Annotated in this window: 14 protein-coding genes; 12 read left to right on the plus strand and 2 right to left on the minus strand. The window is 42.0% G+C overall.

The window, feature by feature from the left end:
• The 7 genes from IJI01_RS00265 to IJI01_RS00295 form a co-directional block, all read left to right on the plus strand.
• Positions 1–1,093: ABC transporter permease (locus IJI01_RS00265; RefSeq protein ID WP_292184069.1), on the plus strand; the 1,093-nt coding region annotated here is incomplete at its 5' end.
• Positions 1,094–1,132: 39 nt separating this feature from the next.
• On the plus strand, positions 1,133–2,338 hold the full coding sequence (locus IJI01_RS00270) for an ABC transporter permease (protein WP_292184071.1): 1,206 nt from the start codon (positions 1,133–1,135) through the stop codon (positions 2,336–2,338).
• A 43-nt stretch (positions 2,339–2,381) separates the two neighbouring features.
• A complete protein-coding gene (locus IJI01_RS00275) occupies positions 2,382–5,969 on the plus strand; it encodes a DUF5717 family protein (protein ID WP_292184072.1) in 3,588 nt (1,195 codons plus the stop codon).
• Between the two features lie 9 nt (positions 5,970–5,978).
• Positions 5,979–7,280: a DUF5716 family protein gene (locus IJI01_RS00280; RefSeq protein ID WP_292184074.1), complete on the plus strand. Its 1,302-nt coding sequence runs from the start codon at positions 5,979–5,981 to the stop codon at positions 7,278–7,280.
• 26 nt (positions 7,281–7,306) lie between these two features.
• Positions 7,307–8,155, plus strand: a complete 849-nt coding sequence (locus IJI01_RS00285; RefSeq protein WP_292184077.1) for a hypothetical protein — start codon at positions 7,307–7,309, stop codon at positions 8,153–8,155.
• Positions 8,155–9,351: a hypothetical protein gene (locus IJI01_RS00290; RefSeq protein WP_292184079.1), complete on the plus strand. Its 1,197-nt coding sequence runs from the start codon at positions 8,155–8,157 to the stop codon at positions 9,349–9,351. Before IJI01_RS00285 ends, IJI01_RS00290 begins: the two co-directional genes overlap by 1 nt.
• Positions 9,352–9,481: 130 nt before the next feature.
• On the plus strand, positions 9,482–10,381 hold the full coding sequence (locus tag IJI01_RS00295; protein ID WP_292184082.1) for a MetQ/NlpA family ABC transporter substrate-binding protein: 900 nt from the start codon (positions 9,482–9,484) through the stop codon (positions 10,379–10,381).
• A 209-nt stretch (positions 10,382–10,590) separates the two neighbouring features.
• Here IJI01_RS00295 and IJI01_RS00300 read toward each other — a convergent pair whose 3' ends face one another.
• Both IJI01_RS00300 and IJI01_RS00305 read right to left on the minus strand, forming a co-directional pair.
• The gene (locus IJI01_RS00300; RefSeq protein WP_292184085.1) at positions 10,591–12,555 is read right to left on the minus strand and encodes an asparagine synthase-related protein; all 1,965 of its coding nucleotides are present in this window, start codon (positions 12,553–12,555) and stop codon (positions 10,591–10,593) included.
• Between the two features lie 76 nt (positions 12,556–12,631).
• Entirely contained in the window at positions 12,632–12,778 is a 147-nt protein-coding gene (locus IJI01_RS00305; RefSeq protein WP_292184087.1) for a hypothetical protein, read from the minus strand.
• A 264-nt stretch (positions 12,779–13,042) separates the two neighbouring features.
• Here IJI01_RS00305 and IJI01_RS00310 point away from each other — a divergent pair, with 264 nt between their 5' ends.
• The 5 genes from IJI01_RS00310 to IJI01_RS00330 all read left to right on the plus strand — a co-directional run.
• Positions 13,043–14,014 (plus strand): methionine ABC transporter ATP-binding protein, encoded by a 972-nt coding sequence (locus IJI01_RS00310; protein ID WP_292184089.1) that lies wholly within the window; start codon positions 13,043–13,045, stop codon positions 14,012–14,014.
• Between the two features lie 13 nt (positions 14,015–14,027).
• Entirely contained in the window at positions 14,028–14,690 is a 663-nt protein-coding gene (locus IJI01_RS00315; protein WP_330622959.1) for a methionine ABC transporter permease, read from the plus strand.
• A gap of 102 nt (positions 14,691–14,792) precedes the next feature.
• Positions 14,793–16,235 carry an amidophosphoribosyltransferase gene (gene purF, locus IJI01_RS00320; protein WP_292184091.1) on the plus strand — a complete coding sequence of 481 codons (1,443 nt, stop codon included), beginning with the start codon at positions 14,793–14,795 and terminating at the stop codon, positions 16,233–16,235.
• Positions 16,216–17,067 carry a radical SAM protein gene (locus tag IJI01_RS00325; protein WP_292184094.1) on the plus strand — a complete coding sequence of 284 codons (852 nt, stop codon included), beginning with the start codon at positions 16,216–16,218 and terminating at the stop codon, positions 17,065–17,067. The genes purF and IJI01_RS00325 overlap by 20 nt, the downstream gene beginning before the upstream one ends.
• Before the next feature lie 165 nt (positions 17,068–17,232).
• Positions 17,233–17,416, plus strand: a 184-nt coding sequence (locus IJI01_RS00330; RefSeq protein ID WP_292184096.1) for a hypothetical protein, incomplete at its 3' end; no start/stop codon positions are given.

A 17,416-nucleotide genomic window follows, 5' to 3' on the forward strand; every position in this document is an offset into this window, starting at 1 on the left:
AGTAGCTCTTGGAAATGGAATGAGCAGCTTTGTTCAGAGCCAGATCAATGAAATTGCTGGTAACTACGGCTATATCAGTATTGATTCTTCCAAGACCTCGGAAACTCTGACCAGAGAAGATATGGAGCTTATTGAGAGTATGCTTCCTGATATTAAGGGAATGTCCCCAAATCTGTCAGCCTCTGGGAAAATATCTACCAGAAAAGGAACCTTCAATGCCGATATAACAGGCGGAGCCCCAGCTCTTGAGTATGCAATGAGCAATGGAATATGCAAGGGAAGCTATTTCAACAAACAGCAGGTTGAAAGTGGTCAGAGAGTATGTGTCATGCTGATCGATGATGCCAGAAAGCTTTTTGGAACTGAGGATGCTATCGGCCTTGAGGTTGAGCTTACTTTGTGGGGCAAGACTGCTACATACACAGTAATTGGCCTTAGAGAGAGCATGAACAGAATGTATGAGTTCATCATGGAGGGGCAGGACTATTCTGCAACCATAGAAGTTCCATACACTGCACTTGGTAGTGACTTTGATTTTTGGACAGAAGATTTTTATTCTCTGGTTCTTTTTGCTGATCAGGATATTCTCGCGGATAGAGTTAATGAGGCCAAAGAGATACTGACAAATGTGCACGGTCTTAGAGGGACCAAGGCTCTTACAGCTTATAGTATGGCTGACCTTTCTGAGCAGCTTGATACTATTCTTGGCTATGCAACTAAGTTCCTTTTACTGGTATCAGTAATATCCCTTGTTGTAGGCGGTATCGGTGTTATGAACATTATGCTGGTATCCGTAACAGAGCGAACGAGGGAAATAGGAATCAGAAAATCAATTGGTGCCAAGACAGGAGCTATTATGGCCCAGTTCCTTGCAGAAGCTGCGATTCTTACCCTTCTGGGTGGAATAGTTGGAATTATCCTTGGAATAATAATGGCTTATATCATCTGCACACTGATTGGCTTTGATGTAATCATCACACCGACCTCTGTGGCTGGTGCAGCTCTTTTCTCTGTGCTCATAGGTCTTTTCTTCGGACTCTATCCGGCCAGAAAAGCAGCCAAGATGAAACCGATCGATGCACTTAGATTATGATTAAAATATTAGAAGTATTCTAGTTTTGTGGAGCAGTAAATGTATCTTGAGTATGTAAAAAGCGCGATTGCGAGCATAAGAAGTAACAAAGGCAGATCTTTTCTGACTATGCTGGGTATCATCATTGGTATCGCAGCTGTTCTTACTGTGCTCATAATTGGCGATGGCATGAAGGCAACGGTCAACGATGAAATGGATTCTATTGGGGCTACCACTGTTTCCGTTTCACTTGATACCTCCAAGACTGATAAGACCTTTGATCTTGAGCAGATCAGGACAATAGGAGAGAACATTAAAGATATAATGGGAACATCTCCCAGTATTAATGTGGGTGGAAACTTTGTTAACAGGCAAAAGACCTATGACTGCTTTATAACTGGTGCAACAGAAGCCACAGCTAATGCTGCCGGTGTTGAGATGGTTCATGGTAGATATTATTCCAAAAATGATGTTCTGGAAGCAAAAAGAGTTATAACCATCAGTCAGACCGCTGCAAATCGTCTCTTTGGTTATGAGGAGGTTGTGGGAAACATACTTACGCTGGATGCATTTGGAACTGAGGCAGAACTTACTATTATCGGAGTTACCAAGGATACTGCTATGGATACGGCTTATGCTATGTTTGGCGACGAGGCAACGCTGATGGGAGCTATGCCTTATTCTACAGTGGCAGATATTTATCAGTTTTCTACAGATGGCATAAGCTCTTTTAACATCTATCTTGATAGTGAGAACAAGGATGCAGTTCTGGCAAGTGCCAGATCTGTTGTTGAGAACGTTATGGGTATCAGAGGAGAAAACGCAGTTAAGATTTCTTCTTCCATGGGCTTTGACCAGACAACTGAGAGTATCCTCAATATCATCACTTCAGTAGTAGCCATAATCGCAGCTATTTCACTTCTCGTTGGTGGAATCGGCGTTATGAATATCATGACAGTTTCAGTTACTGAGAGAACAAGGGAAATCGGAATTCGCAAATCCCTGGGGGCAAGGACCTCTTCAATCCTCACCCAGTTCCTTGCAGAAGCTGCAATTCTCACCTTCACAGGTGGTATTATTGGCATGCTATTTGGCTTTACCGTATCATACACAATCTGCCAGGTTGTGGGCTTCTCATTCACAATAAATCCGCTTCTAGTTGTAATTGTTGTACTTATTTCTACTGCCATTGGCCTCTTCTTCGGCATCTATCCTGCCAAAAGAGCCGCACAGCTTGACCCAATTGAGGCCCTCAGAACGGAATAATTGTGATATAATAAGCAATATATGTTTTGTTTTGGGGTGAGTCGTGAGAGAGATTGTTGATCAGCTGCTAAAGGGTAAATACTATTACGCGGAGAGAAATCTTGATTTTTCTACTTCTCGCGTAGAAATATCTCTAAGTGCTGGGGAAATCGTCGAGGGTTCTTTTACTATCTTTGGACCTGAGGCCGGTTTGCTTGTAGGAGAAGTGTCTTCTACTGAGATGAGAATGCAGGTCATCACCAGAGATTTCTCCGGAACACCTTACGAAGTATCTTACAGATTTAATGGAAAGGGTCTTGCCAAGGGCGATGTACTTCAGGGCGATTTCCGTATCATATCTAATCAGGGAGAATATTTCCTCCCATTCGTTGTCACAGTGCGACTTGATCACATTGCATCAAGCCTTGGTGACATCAAGAATTTATTTCACTTTGCCAATTTAGCCAAGACAGACTGGAGAGAGGCCGTAGACCTCTTTTATTCTGGTGAGTTCATTTCTCTTTTTAGCGGAAGCGAGGATTCATACGAGAGTCTTTACAGAGGACTTTCAGAGGTTCCAGGTAATGAGCAGAACGTAGAAGAGTTTCTTATTTCCATTAACAAGAAGCAGCCAATGGCTTTTTTCCTTGATCAGAAAGAGGTAGCAATTGAGTATACATCTGCTGTCAGGGAAATTCCTGTTACTATCACCAGAAGTGGCTGGGGCTACTCTGACCTCAAGATTAGGATAGACGGAGATTTCTTGTTTGTGGACAGGCAGGAGATTGTGGACGACGATTTTTCTGCTACATCTTGTCACACCAAGCTCAGAATTCGCCCGGATAAGCTTCACGGTGGCAATAACTTTGGCAGAGTAACCTTTGAAAATGCATTTACTAGTGTTTCTCTTCCTGTAACTGTGACAGTTCCAGTGGACAACAGACATGTTACAGCGGATTATCAGGAAAAGAAAATGCTCATCGTTGAACTTGTTAAGGCTTACGAGAGCTTTAGCTGCAAGAAGATAACACCAAGGGCGTGGCTGTCAGAAACAGGTAAGATCATTACCAAGATGAACGCTCTTGATGAGAGTGACCTGGAATTCAGGTTATATACAGCGCATTACTATATCACTGCTGGAAGAGTCAATGAGGGCAAGTGGCTTCTTGACCAGATGGAAAGAGAAGTTGAGGATTCACCTGGCGATACTCTTTATAGTTATTTTCTCTATCTTTCTACTCTGAGTAGCAGAGAGGATAGTTTTGTTAATGATATTTCTGAGAGAATGGAAGGAATATTCAGAAGGAACCCTGACAACTGGCGTATAGCCTGGCTCCTTCAGTATATCTCTGAGGAGTACACCTCATCTAGTCCAAGGAAATGGATGATGCTGGAGCAGCAGTTCTCCTATGGTTGCAGAAGTCCAATCCTGTACCTTGAGGCTATGTCTCTTTTGAATGAAACCCCATCAATCCTCACAAGGCTTGATGAGTTTGAATTATATGTGCTTGAGTATGGCGCCAAGAAGGGCACGATCAGCCTTAATCTTATCGACCAGATCGTGTATCAGGCAGTTAGAGTCAGGAGCTATAACGACAGGCTCTTCAGGATACTCAGAGCCTGCTACGAGATCAAAGATAGCGACGAAGTTTTAGAGGCTTTGGTAGGTCTTTTGATAAAGGGAGGCCGTGTAGATAAGGATTCCTTTGAGTGGTACGCAAGAGGCGTTGAGAGAGAGCTTCGTATCACAAGACTTTACGAATACTATATGATGGCCATTTACACTGATGAGGAGGGACTTCTTCCCTGCGAGATCAGCAAGATGGTACTGATGTATTTCTCATACCAGAGTGACCTTGAGTATGAGAAGAATGCGATTCTCTACAGATATGTGCATGAGAACCGCGAGGAATATCCAGAGCTGTATGAATCCTACAAGCCACAGATCGAGAAGTACCTCATGGCGCAGTTGGATAAGGGCAGGATCAACAGAGACCTTGGATATCTTTACAAGAACATGCTGACCAAGCAGATGGTTGACGCTGCCAATGCTTCCAAGGTTCTGAGTGTTTTACAAACCTCAGAAATCAAAACAGCAGATAAAAGAGTTAACTGTGTTCTTGTGGTTTACGATAAGTGTCAGAAGGAGATGAGATACCCACTTACAGATGGCAAGGCTTATGTGCCACTGTATGGAAGTGATTACTGCGTTCTTTTGGCAGACCGTGATGATAACAGATACGCCAGCAGTATACCTTACAGCAATGTCAAGATGATGCTGCCAGGTAAGCTGGCCAGCTACGCGATTCCATACATTCAGAAGGGCAAAGAGAACCTTGACCTGTTCTTATCTGACCTTGGTAAAAACGCTTATTCCATCACCATGGATAACGTTGGCAGATACAGGGATTTGGCTGCTTCTGAGCTTGTAAGGGAAAAGTGCAGAAAAGAAATCCGCAATAATCTTGTCAGATTCTATTACGACAACGATTTTACAAGACAGCTTACAGAGTATCTTGTAGATATTGATCCATCAGAGCTTAGCAGGAGCGAGAGAGCCGAGATATTAGAGCTCATTGTTATGGCTGGTCTTTATGAGAAGGCTCTGGACTGGGTTAAGACCTACGGAACCTTCGGCGTTGATGCCAGAACAATACTCCGTCTTTGCAGCAGAATGATAGACAGGCAGCAGTACGCTGCAGAGCCAGCTGAGGTAGAGATTGCGTACTTCGCTTTTTCTAATGGCAAGTACGATGAGCAGCTCCTTACATATCTGGTCAAGTATTTTGAAGGCACTCTCAAGGAGGAGAGAAATGTATGGAAGGCCGCTGAGTCTTTTGGCCTTGAGACATATGTCCTGTGCGAGAGGATGCTCTTACAGATGTTATACACAGGCTCCTATGTTGGAGAGAAGATAGACATTTTCAAGCAGTACGTTAGAATGGGCGCCAATACTGATATTGAAGTGGCATTCCTGACTCAGGCTGCTTACGATAGCTTTGTTGTTGGCAAGGTTACAGATGTATTTATTTTTGAAGAGATAGAGAAGCTCTCTCTAGAGAGAGTTCCGCTTCAGGATGTATGTAAGCTTGCTTACCTTCGCTACTATGCGACAGAGAAGGCAACTGGAGAAGAGTATAACAGAGAAGTTGCTGAGGGCTTTATGCGCAGCCTCATGGGAAAGGATATTTATTTCCCATTCTACAGAGAGTACGAAGATCTGCTTCCTGACCTTGTTCAGTTTACGGATAAGACAATGCTGGAGTACAGGACTGTTCCTGGAATGCATTGCACTATTCATTACAGGCTTGTTGGTGATATAGACGATGAGTACAAGAAGCGCGACATGCAGGAAATGTATGATGGCATTTTTGTCAGCAGCTTCGTTTTATTCTTTGGTGAACAGCTTCAGTACTACATTACCGAAGAGGGCAAGGATGATGCTGAGGTTGCCACAGAAAGTGGAACCATTGCCAAGAGTGATATCGTCAAGAATATTGCAGGCAGCAGATATAGTCTTATCAATGACATCATGATTGGTGAGACTTTGCAGGACTATGATACAGTTGATAAGCTCCTTGCAGAGTACTACCACAAGAGAGATATATGTGACCGTATTTTTGTAGGTTTCGACAATAACGAAGAGGTATAAGAAACAGTAATGTTGTTTGGTAACTCGAATGAAAAGCGCTTTGTGCTGGGATATGATCTGGGTGATAAGGTATCACAGATAAGTTTTCTTTCTTCTGATGCCGATATGCCAGAGACTCTCTCAGTGCTGGCCGGAGCAGAACTTTATAATATTCCTACTGTTCTTTGCAAGAGGAAGGATGTTAACCAGTGGTACTACGGCAAAGAGGCCGTGCGTCACATGGAGGATGGCGACTGCGTAGCTGTGGAGAATCTTGTTTCTGCTGCAAGGGAAGGCAAGCCAATTATGGTCGGGGATGCAGAGTATGATCCGATAGCTCTTTTGACCTTATTTGTTAAAAGAAGTCTCTCCCTTCTGTCAATGGAACTCAAGCTGGATATGGTCGAGGCAATCATGTTTACGACCAAGTCACTTGACCACAGGATGGTTCAGGTACTTAATGCTGTGACGGGGGCGCTGGAGCTCAAGACTTCAAATATCTTTTACCAGAGCCATGAGGAGAGCTTCTATAACTATATGCTCTATCAGCCAGATGAGCTGATGCATCACGAGATTATTGCCTGCGACTATGACCTTGAAACTCTTCATGTGTATGAGATGAACCTCAATCCCAACACTACGCCTATTGTGGCTACGATAAATGTTCAGACCTTTGATGAGCTCAAGATTGGCAAGGATGGCTTCCCAAAGGATGCAGCTCTTTTCCACAAAACCTGTGAAAGACTGGACGACGAGTTTCTTAATATCATGCAGAAGGTCTGCAGCGAGAAGATTGTTTCTACAGTGTTCCTCTTAGGAGAAGGTTACAGGGAGAAGTGGCCTAAGAGATCCCTTGAATTCCTGTGCAGGACAAGGCGTGTCTTCCAGGGTAATAATCTCTTTAGTAAGGGCGCAACAATTGCTGCAAGAGAGCGTATAAGGCCTAGTGAGGGCGCTTCGAGATACGTATTTCTTGGAGAAGATAAGCTTAAGTCCAATATTGGAATGAATCTTTTAAAGTGTGGCACAGAGGCTTATCATGCGATTCTTGATGCGGGAGTTAACTGGTATGAAGCCCAGGCTCAGCTTGATATCTACGCTGATCCTTCGGGCATTCTGGATCGTGAGATAACGCCACTTACTGGCAAGAGTCCCAAGGTTGTGCAGCTATATCTGGACGGCCTTGAGAAAAGACCTAAGGGCACCACGAGATTACACCTCAATCTGACCATGAATGCGGTGGATGAAGTTAATATAAGAGTCCAGGATATGGGCTTTGGAGAATTGTTCCCGGCAACCAACAAGGTGTGGGAGCAGGTTATTGAATTGTAATTAAGTATAGCAACTGGGAGCGGATTATGGGTAAACCGATTTTATGTATAGGTACCTATGCGAAAAATCCATATCATGTCGATAAAATTGGCCGAAATGTCTACTGCATCGAGGAGCTGTGTTATCTCATCGTGCAGAATGCTTTTTTGCTGGATGAGGACAGCTTTGACAAGGAGCTCTTTGACTGGATCGCAGCGGAGTGCAGTCTTGACAGGCTGGCTGATGAGCTTAGGAGGATGCATGCCAAGAAGTGCTCTATTGCAGCAATGGCAGGAACTATCCTTGACTATGTGGGCTATAACACCAAAAAAGAGGTGGACAAGACAGAAGAGATACTTCGCGCCAATGCTGGAATGGATGTTTATAGAAAGAAACTTTCCAGAGCGGATTTCCTTATGAGGAACGGGCGCTATAGCATGGCCTTTAAGGAATATGAATATCTTTTGGCTAATACACCGGACCTGGACAAAAAGCTTCGGGCCAGGATCGAGCACAACGAGGGCGTAATGTATGCAAGGCTCTTCCTGTTCGAGAGAGCTGAGAAAATGTTCATGCTGGCATTTGAACACGGACGTGATCCGGAGTCATATTTACAGTATCTGGCAGCAATCAGGATGAGGCTTTCCAAGAGAGATTACGTAGGATATATTGCTGATAATGAAGGGGCTTATGAGACATCGCTGATACTCGAGAAACGTATGAATGAGGCTGAGGAGCTATACGCGGCAGGCGATGACAAGCACAAACTAGGCACAATTGCAGTTTATAAGGCCGAGGGCAAGATGCACGAGTATTATCAGCAGATTGGGGATACAGCAGAAGCACTTAAACTTGAATACAGAGATCTTGTAAAAGATAAGATTGGGAGTAAGTGATGGGGTTTCTTCAGGACATTTTTGGTAAGATCCGCGACGATGAGTGGGTCCAACAGGCAGAATTAGAGAACTGGAATGATATTGTCTATACGAGAAAAGAAATGGACATGGACGATCCGGTTCAGAGAAGAGAGTATATAGGTAGCTGCCTTCAGCAGATGGAGGAAGCTGCCAGGGAGCTTGATGCCCTTGAGTTCGAGTACAATGATGTAACGAGCCATTTGAGGGATATCGATGAGATCAATTCCCTGCCACCTGAGCAGAGACTTGAGATCAATGAGCTTGCTCAGAAAATAATTGATTCACAGACTCAGCAGGATAAGTTTGCAAGGCGCAAGAGCAAGATGACGGACGAAGAGTTTGAGCACATGGAGAGACTCGAGTCCCAGGCTAAAGAGGGCGCTAAAAAGTTATCAGAAGCTGAGGACTATCAAAAGAAAATTCGTAATGATCTAAAGCGTCTTGATGGTGAACATGAGGCGTATCTTTATAGAGAAGAAGAACTGGTTAATACCATCGAGAATTCCAAGAGACTTATTATAACTATTGCTGTAGCACTGGGAGTTATTATCCTGTTTCTTTTGATACTGCAGTTTGTACTGGAGCTGAACGTTGTGTATGGCTACATGATAGCAGTACTGCTGGCAGCAATCGCAGTAACTCTCCTATATGTCAACAGTACCAATTCACTGGTGGAGCTAAGGACAGTTAGAAAGTCTATTTCAAGGCTTATCATGCTGCAGAATCAGGTCAAGATAAGGTATGTCAATAATACTAACCTTATTGATTATCTGTGTCTTAAGTACAGAGTATCGTCTGCCAAAGAACTTACGAGCCTCTATGACAGATATCTTCAGGAGGCCAAGGAGAGAGCTGAGTATGAGGATGCCACCAAGAACCTTGATACAACTCAGAAGGATCTGGTATTCATGCTAAGGCACTTCAGAGTTAAGGATCCTGAGATTTGGATTCATCAGCCAGAGGGCCTTGTTAATCACAATGAAGAGGTTGAGATCAGGCACAGCCTCAATGTTCAGAGACAGTCTCTTAGAAAACGTATGGAATACAACAGAGACGTAGTTGCAGGCAATGCCAAGCTTGAGATTGAGGATATGGCCCGTCAGTATCCCAAGTATACTCAGGAGATTTTGGATATGGTATCACGCTACGAGGAGAAGTATCCTGACATTGGTTAATGCAATAACCTGAAGTTATCGGAAATTATAAGACTTGATGATTTCACAAGAGCAGTTTTGTGTTATATTATTATTTCAAGTTAATAAACCGCATGCGAAATGCAGGCGGGCTGAGGAGGAAATATACATTATGAAAAAGAGATTATTCACATCACTTGTACTTACTGCAGCACTTACACTTGGTGCACTTACAGGTTGCGGAAGCTCATCTGCTGAAACAGCTAACAGCTCATCTGCTGCAGCACCAGCTACTGAGAACGCAGGAGACAAGACTATCACAGTTGGAGCTACACCAGTTCCACACGCACAGATTCTTGATAATATCGTAAAAGAAGTTCTTGCAGAGGATGGATGGACACTTGAGACAGTAGTTTTCTCAGACTACGTTCTTCCTAACACATCACTTGAGCAGGGAGAGCTTGATGCTAACTACTTCCAGACACTTGGTTACATGAATCAGCAGAACCAGGATGCAGGACTTCACCTTGCAGCAGTTGCAGGTGTTCACATCGAGCCAATGGGAATCTATTCAGAGAAGTACACATCACTTGCTGATCTTCCAGACGGCGCATCAATCGGTATTCCTAACGATCCTGACAACGGACTTAGAGGAATTGATCTTCTCGTACAGAAGGGACTTCTTGTTTCAAACGGTGGTTTCGGAACAGATGCCAACTACACAGAGGATTCACTTACAAACGATAAGGAAGCTAACCCACACGGATATGTAATCACACCACTTGAGGCTGCAAGCCTTCCACTTTCACTTCCTGATCTCGATGCAGCTACAATCAATGGTAACTACGCACTTGAAGCAGAACTTCCAGCTAAGTTCCCAGCACTCGACATCGAGTCATTTGACGACGAGACAACAGTTAAGAGAACAAACTTCCTTGTAGTTAAGCAGGGAAATGAGTCATCAGAGAAGACACAGGCTCTTATCAAGGCTCTCCAGTCTGACAAGGTTCAGGCATATATTGATGAGACATATAAGGGAGCAGTTATCACATCATTCATTGATGCTGAGTAATTGCAGCTGACAGATAGCATGACAGCTTGAATGTTTCATTCAAAGAATGCACAGATATAAGAATATACATAACATAGCCAACTATATTTTAGAAGCCATAATATTTCATAATATATGCCATAAAAATCCTACCTAAGAAAGGCACGCTGCCCATCCGCAGCGTGCCTTTCCATATACTTGTACAAAGTGAGATAGCTTAATGCTGGTTGTCAGCCTGAAACATATTCTTTTGATTTAGCTATTAGATTATGTGCACAGGCACATTTGGCAAGAGTTATTATTTTTCGTGATAGTACAGAATAGTTTTCATCTGTTGGTTTATTATATTCTTTTAGCGCATTTATTTTGTTAAAGTCCAAATACTTTTCGTAATAATCTTTGTCCAAATGTTCTACAACTTCATTCATTCTTTTTTCTAATTTATCATATCTGTCTAGAGATGGTTTTAATTGCTTTAAACTGGCTGTTTCCTTAGAATCAAGTTCATACAGCGATTTTGGCATAATATCTTTAAATGCTTGTCTGAAAATGAATCGTTTTATTTTGCCATTAATGAACAGATATCTAGGAATAGAAACAGCATAGTCGATTACTCTGTAGTCCAAATAAGGAACCATATACCGAACTCCTGCTAAAGCTCCGAATAATGCTATATTATCGAGTCTGTTTCTGCTTCCACCATTTTCTATATAGGCTATTGGATCATATGAAAATGTAAGCTTTCTTTCTTTTTCTTTAATGTATTTTTTTTGAAATGCTTCATTTAATAGTTCTGGCGCTGAAAACGTGCTAACGTAACATCCTCTTTTGTTGAATTTTGAAATATTATCCAAAGCAATTTGAACTGTTCTGCGAAGATGCTTTTTAGGTCCGGCAATTGAATGAATTTGCTTAAGATAATGGTAGTATTCGTGATTATAGAATAACTCGTAGGCATTACATCTGTGACTTACGCCTTCATCACCGCCATGACCAGTAAAAACAAATCTCGATCCATTCTCATATGCATATAGAGCTGTTGCCAATATTTGATAGGTATTGGTTCCTGGCGGTAAAAGGTATTTAAAGTCATCGGTTAATTCTTTATCGGGAAGATTTATACCTGCACTTTGCATACTTGAGTGAAGCTTTTCCTCCAACTGCGAATTTAGAAGTATATAATTGCATTTAATCTTTTCCTGAGCACATATATCTGATATTATCAGTCTTTCATCATCTTCAACTAGTTGTAACTGTGATGGGTCATGAGACCAGGAACAGTAGATGCATTCTTTTCCAAATCGATTGATCAGAATATCTATAATGCCAGAATCAAGTCCGCCGGATAATTCTGCGCTAGCAGGCTCAGGAATAGATTCTAATCGTATTTTTACGGCGTCTTCTATGAGATTACGCAATTTTTGTTCATATTGCTTTTCTGAGGAATACTTTATTTTGTGGCTTCCCAGTTTCCAGTATTTTTTTTCTTTTGAACGCAGACATTTTTTATCCAATGAAAAATCTATGAAAGAAGCAGGGGTGACGCATTTTACATTCGTATAAGGAGTGTTGTTTAAGGTGTCAGCATCATACCCGGAAACGGTTTGGTAGAGCCATTTTTCATCGACTATAGTATTAACTTTTGGTAAGGCCAAAAGCCCTCTTATATCAGAAGAAAATGCTACAATGCTATCACTTTGATAAAAAAATAAAGGTCTTACACCCATGTGATCCCTAAAAAGCGTTAGCTTCATCGTTTCTGTATTAAAAATAATGCCGGCAAAATCGCCATTTACATTTGCTAGAGAACATAATCCATTTTTAGCTATGTATTTTAGGAGTAATTCTGCATCGGAAAGATTATCAGTTATGTTACAGTTTGTCAGGATGTCTTTACGATTGTAAATGTGGGCGTCTATAACGGAAACAAGTTCATTTACTCGTAGAATGGGGGATTTTGGGCTAAACTCATTAGAAAAGGAAAAATTGCAGCAGCCGATTTTTAGATTTATATTATTGCGCTGATATTCAAATATTTTTTCGTTGGGGAAATAGGTACCAGACTTATTGAGTATGTTATCATGGCAGTCACTTCCATATAGACGATTCCAAGATAGCATGGAGGATAGAATGTTTTTATCATCTAAGCTGCATTCATTATTGTTGATTTCATAAAAACCAAAAATACCACTCATGTTTTAGTTTGATCCCTTTTTGAAGTTTTTTTAGGCCTTGTCAATATGACAAGGCCATAGTTTTACTGAGAAGCAGTTATGATTTACGCTCTACCCCTTCAGAGTAATACTCTCCGCCACCTTGCGTGATGAGTATAACTTCTTCAATTTTACCGTTATCCCTTCCGTTTGCGGTTGCGGTAAAATCGAGAGATTCAATGCTAGGATTTGCCCAAGCTTTCATGTTGTTTCTCCTTTCATGGAATGCCTATAGATTACATTTATAAGTTAACTAAATAACGTTATAAAAACAACAAATATATCAAAATTGCAAGAATTAAATTGCGACTAATTTAAATGGGCAATATTGTATTGCGATATGTGAATATTCCTTTCGTGGAATGTCTTGATAAATTATGATATACTTGTGCAGGAATTTTGAAATCAAGATGTAATCAGCAATTGTGCGGATGACATTTAGATAATGTGTTTTAGAAAGTTGGAAGAAATGATACAGATTCAGAATGTAAAAAAATCCTTCAAAAAAACAGAAGTATTGAAGGATATCTCAATTGAGATTGAAAAGGGAGAGATATACGGAATCATCGGTCAGTCAGGTGCTGGTAAGTCAACACTTCTCAGATGCATCAATGGTCTTGAGAGCTATGATGATGGACAGATTCTGGTTGATGGTCAGAAGGTTGATATCAAGGATAAGACGAACCTTCGCCTTCTGCAGAAGAGAATGGGTATGATTTTCCAGGGATTTAACCTTTTGGAGAGACTTGATGTATATCAGAATGTTGCCCTTCCTATGAAATTCTGGGGTATTAATCCTAATACACCCGAGTCCAAGGATAAGATCATGAAGCTCCTTACACTTGTTGGACTTGAAGAGAAGGTACATGCTAAGCCAAGAGAGCTTTCAGGTGGACAGAAGCAGAGAGTTGCTATAGCTAGGGCTCTTGTTCTTGATCCTGATTTCCTTCTTTGCGATGAAGCAACAAGCGCGTTGGATCCTGAGATTACAAGAGGAATTCTTGCACTGTTACAGAAGATCAACAAGGAGATGGGAATTACAATCGTTGTTGTAACTCACCAGATGGAAGTAGTTAAGCAGATCTGTCAGAGAGTGGCATTTCTTAGTGATGGCAGAGTTCTTGCAGTTGGTAAGCCTGAACAGCTCTTTATCTGGCCTAAGGAGAGAGAAATCAGAGACTTCCTTAGAGAAGAGAGTGACAAGCTTCCTACAACTGGAGTTAATCTTAAGCTCTTTTTCTTTGGAGAGGGTAATCAGAGACCTATCGTTACAATGATGTCTCAGGAGCTAGGCACAGATTTCAATATCTGCTGGGCTAAGCTTGAGGATTTCCGTGAGGATGTTTACGGAAGCCTTGTCCTTAATATGGAGGAAAAAGATTTGCAGAGAGCCTGCGACTTCCTTGATAAGCACGACGTAACATGGGAAGTAGTAAGCTAAGGAGGATATACAGATGTCAGGAATTTTATCAAATGCAGGCATGACAGAAATTATTTTAAATGCCTTTAAGCAGACACTTTACATGGTGTTCTGGTCTACACTTTTTTCAGTAATACTGGGATTTATCCCCGCAATCATATTGACACTTACAGCTCCAGACGGTCTTAAGCCTAACAAGATTGTTTACGAGATACTTAGCTTTATTGTAAATGTATTCAGAAGCTTCCCATTCATTATTCTTCTGGTTATTCTGATTCCATTTACAAGACTTGTTGTTGGTAAGGCTATTGGAACAACTGCTTCTATCGTACCTCTTACAATTTCAGCAATTCCATATATTGCAAGAGTGTTTGAGACAAGCCTTCGTGAGACTAACCCTGGAGTAATTGAGGCAGCCAGATCCTTTGGCGCATCCAACTTTCAGATTCTTATGAGAGTATATGTAAAAGAGTCTATTCCAAGAATGCTCAACGGAGTAGTACTCCTTATTATTTCTCTTATTGGATATTCAGCTATGGCAGGAACTGTAGGCGGCGGTGGTGTCGGTGATATTGCCATCAGATACGGCTATCAGCAGTACAAGACAGACTACCTGATCGTGTGCTCAATCATCCTGATTGCCTTCGTTCAGTTCATTCAGATGCTGGGCAATTATATGTACAAAAAGATGTCATAAAAAGCAAAATTATTCATTATAAAAGACATTGTCATGCAAGGGAGCAGATGATATTATTCTCTTTGTTGTATGACAATGTTTTTTCATTATTCGGGAGGAATTATGAAAGAGAACAGATGTGAGAATTATAAGCACCTGGGGGAAGAGTGCGGCGTCTTTGGAATGTATGACTTTGATGGGGGAGATGTAGCGGAGTCCATTTACTATGGACTTGTTTCTCTGCAGCACAGAGGTCAGGAGAGCTGTGGTATTGCAGTTAGTGAGACAAACGGCCCTAAGGGCAAGGTTGTCAGCTACAAGGACATGGGCCTTGTCAATGAGGCATTTACACCAGACCACCTTGATAATCTCAAGGGAGACATTGGTGTTGGACACGTGCGCTATTCTACGGCTGGTAGCAGCACAAGAGAAAATGCTCAGCCGCTCGTTCTTAATTATGTTAAGGGTACCCTGGGTCTTGCCCACAACGGTAACCTTGTCAATGCACCAGAGCTTCGTAACGAGCTTGCTTATACCGGTGCGATTTTCCAGACTACTATCGATTCAGAGGTAATTGCATATCTTATCGCAAGAGAGCGTCTTGTGACTAATTCTGTTGAAGAGGCCGTTGGTAAGGCAATGACCAAGATAAAGGGTGCTTACAGCCTTGTTACCATGTCTCCCAGAAAGCTCATTGGAGCAAGAGATCCATATGGCTTCAAGCCACTTGTCATCGGAAGACGTGAGAACTGCTATATCCTTGCTTCTGAGACCTGTGCTCTTGATACGATCGGTGCAACCTTCATAAGAGACGTAGAGCCTGGTGAGATAGTTACAATTTCTCCAGAATATGGTATTCGCAGCGATAAATCCATGTGCCTGCCCAAAGAACAGCACGCACGCTGCATTTTTGAATATATTTATTTCTCAAGACCAGACAGTACAATCGATGGAATCAGTGTTTATGATGCCAGAATTGCTGCAGGAAGATTCCTTGCCAAGGATTCACCAGTTGATGCAGACATGGTTGTAGGTGTTCCAGAGTCTGGTAATGTTGCGGCTCTTGGTTATGCCCTTGAGTCAGGAATTCCTTACGGACAGGCTTTTGTCAAGAATTCCTACATCGGCAGAACCTTCATTAAGCCCAAACAGAAGAACAGAGAATCCAGCGTTCAGGTCAAGCTCAATGCCCTTAAGAGCGCTGTTAATGGTAAAAGAATCATCATGATAGATGACTCTATCGTAAGAGGAACAACCTCAGACCGCATCGTACGTATGCTCAGAGATGCGGGAGCCAAAGAAGTTCACATGAGAGTAAGCTCACCACCATTCTTATGGCCTTGCTACTTTGGAACCGACGTTCCAGCAAGGGATCAGCTCATCGCCTATAACAGAAACGTAGATGATATCTGCAAGATTATTGGCGCTGATTCATTGGCTTACCTTGGAATAGAAAGACTTGAGGAGATGGTTGGTGGTAAGCTCGGCATCTGTAAGGGCTGCTTTACTGGTCAGTATCCGGTAGATCCACCAACAGGAGATATCCGTGGAGAATTTGACAGATAAGTGCAGCACTTGTTCTTTTCCCAAGACCAGAATTATAAATGTCCTGGGAAAAGACATCCTGGTAAAAAATTACATATGCTCAAGGGATGGAGAGGCCTACAGAGAAAAGCCTGATAATAACCAGCTTCAGCTATCGATCATACCTACAGAAATCTGTAACTGTAACTGCCCATACTGCGTGGCAAAAGATACAATGCATGGAAATACCCTTGATCCTAAGATACTTGAAAGTGTTCTTAGAAGGCTTAAGGAGGCTGACCGGATAAGGGGAATCTCCATTACAGGCGGAGAGCCCTTTACAGATGTAGTTTTACTGGATGAGATAGTCTCCATGTGTTTTGAAATCTTTGGCGACATGCTGGAGATGTCCATTAATACTAATGGAAGCGGCTTACATGATATGCACAGGATAAAGAGGATACATGATGTTGATACCATTCACATCAGCAGGCATCACTACGATGACAAGATCAATGCCTCTTTATTTAATGGCAAAGTGCCAACTAATGAAGAACTTAAAGAGATTGTGAACAGTGTTTCCTATAAGGATATCTTTGTATTTAACTGTATCCTCATGAAGGATTACATAGGTAATCGAGAGGAGCTCCACAAGTTCCTTGATTTCAACATAGAAATTGGTGTTCCCAAGACTGGCTTTATTACTGCGATGCAGATAAATGATTTTACCAGGGCTCAGGCGGTATCCTACGAGGATATCATTTCACGAGATGATCCGAATCTTCTTTTTACCAGAAGATATCAGGACTATGACCTGTGCAGATGCCAGGACGGAGTATACACTTCGCCTAATGGCGGAATCTGCGAGTTCTAGGGTCGTCAGACGTTGTTTGGAAGCTATGATTATGTTAAGGGGCTTGTTTATGGGGCTGACAATCACCTGCGGACGGGCTTTCGTGGAGAAGTGATCATATAGAATTTTGAGACAAAAGTGTATCTACAAATGTATATATAGTAGATTAACCAGATGGAATAATGCATGGACGAGAAAGAATTACTAAGGTTCCTAGATGAACTATTCAAAAATAATACTACAGAGTGCGCAAGGCTTTCCATGGAGCAGCTTTGCCAGATACTGGACAGGACCGGTGAAAACAGGACATTGGTGGAAACAGTCAGGTCTTTTATCAAGTATGGTAAAGAGATGCAGGATATGTCACATG

Origin of the sequence: Butyrivibrio sp., assembly GCF_017433805.1 — a bacterium.
Taxonomy (GTDB): Bacteria; Bacillota; Clostridia; order Lachnospirales; family Lachnospiraceae; genus Butyrivibrio.

Coding starts and splice junctions, on each gene's coding strand:
- IJI01_RS00270 (WP_292184071.1), top strand. CDS start 1,133: ATGTATCTTGAGTATGTAAAAAGCGCGATTGCGAGCATAAGAAGTAAC.
- IJI01_RS00280 (WP_292184074.1), top strand. CDS start 5,979: ATGTTGTTTGGTAACTCGAATGAAAAGCGCTTTGTGCTGGGATATGAT.
- IJI01_RS00285 (WP_292184077.1), top strand. CDS start 7,307: ATGGGTAAACCGATTTTATGTATAGGTACCTATGCGAAAAATCCATAT.
- IJI01_RS00290 (WP_292184079.1), top strand. CDS start 8,155: ATGGGGTTTCTTCAGGACATTTTTGGTAAGATCCGCGACGATGAGTGG.
- IJI01_RS00295 (WP_292184082.1), top strand. CDS start 9,482: ATGAAAAAGAGATTATTCACATCACTTGTACTTACTGCAGCACTTACA.
- IJI01_RS00300 (WP_292184085.1), bottom strand. CDS start 12,555: ATGAGTGGTATTTTTGGTTTTTATGAAATCAACAATAATGAATGCAGC.
- IJI01_RS00305 (WP_292184087.1), bottom strand. CDS start 12,778: ATGAAAGCTTGGGCAAATCCTAGCATTGAATCTCTCGATTTTACCGCA.
- IJI01_RS00310 (WP_292184089.1), top strand. CDS start 13,043: ATGATACAGATTCAGAATGTAAAAAAATCCTTCAAAAAAACAGAAGTA.
- IJI01_RS00315 (WP_330622959.1), top strand. CDS start 14,028: ATGTCAGGAATTTTATCAAATGCAGGCATGACAGAAATTATTTTAAAT.
- purF (WP_292184091.1), top strand. CDS start 14,793: ATGAAAGAGAACAGATGTGAGAATTATAAGCACCTGGGGGAAGAGTGC.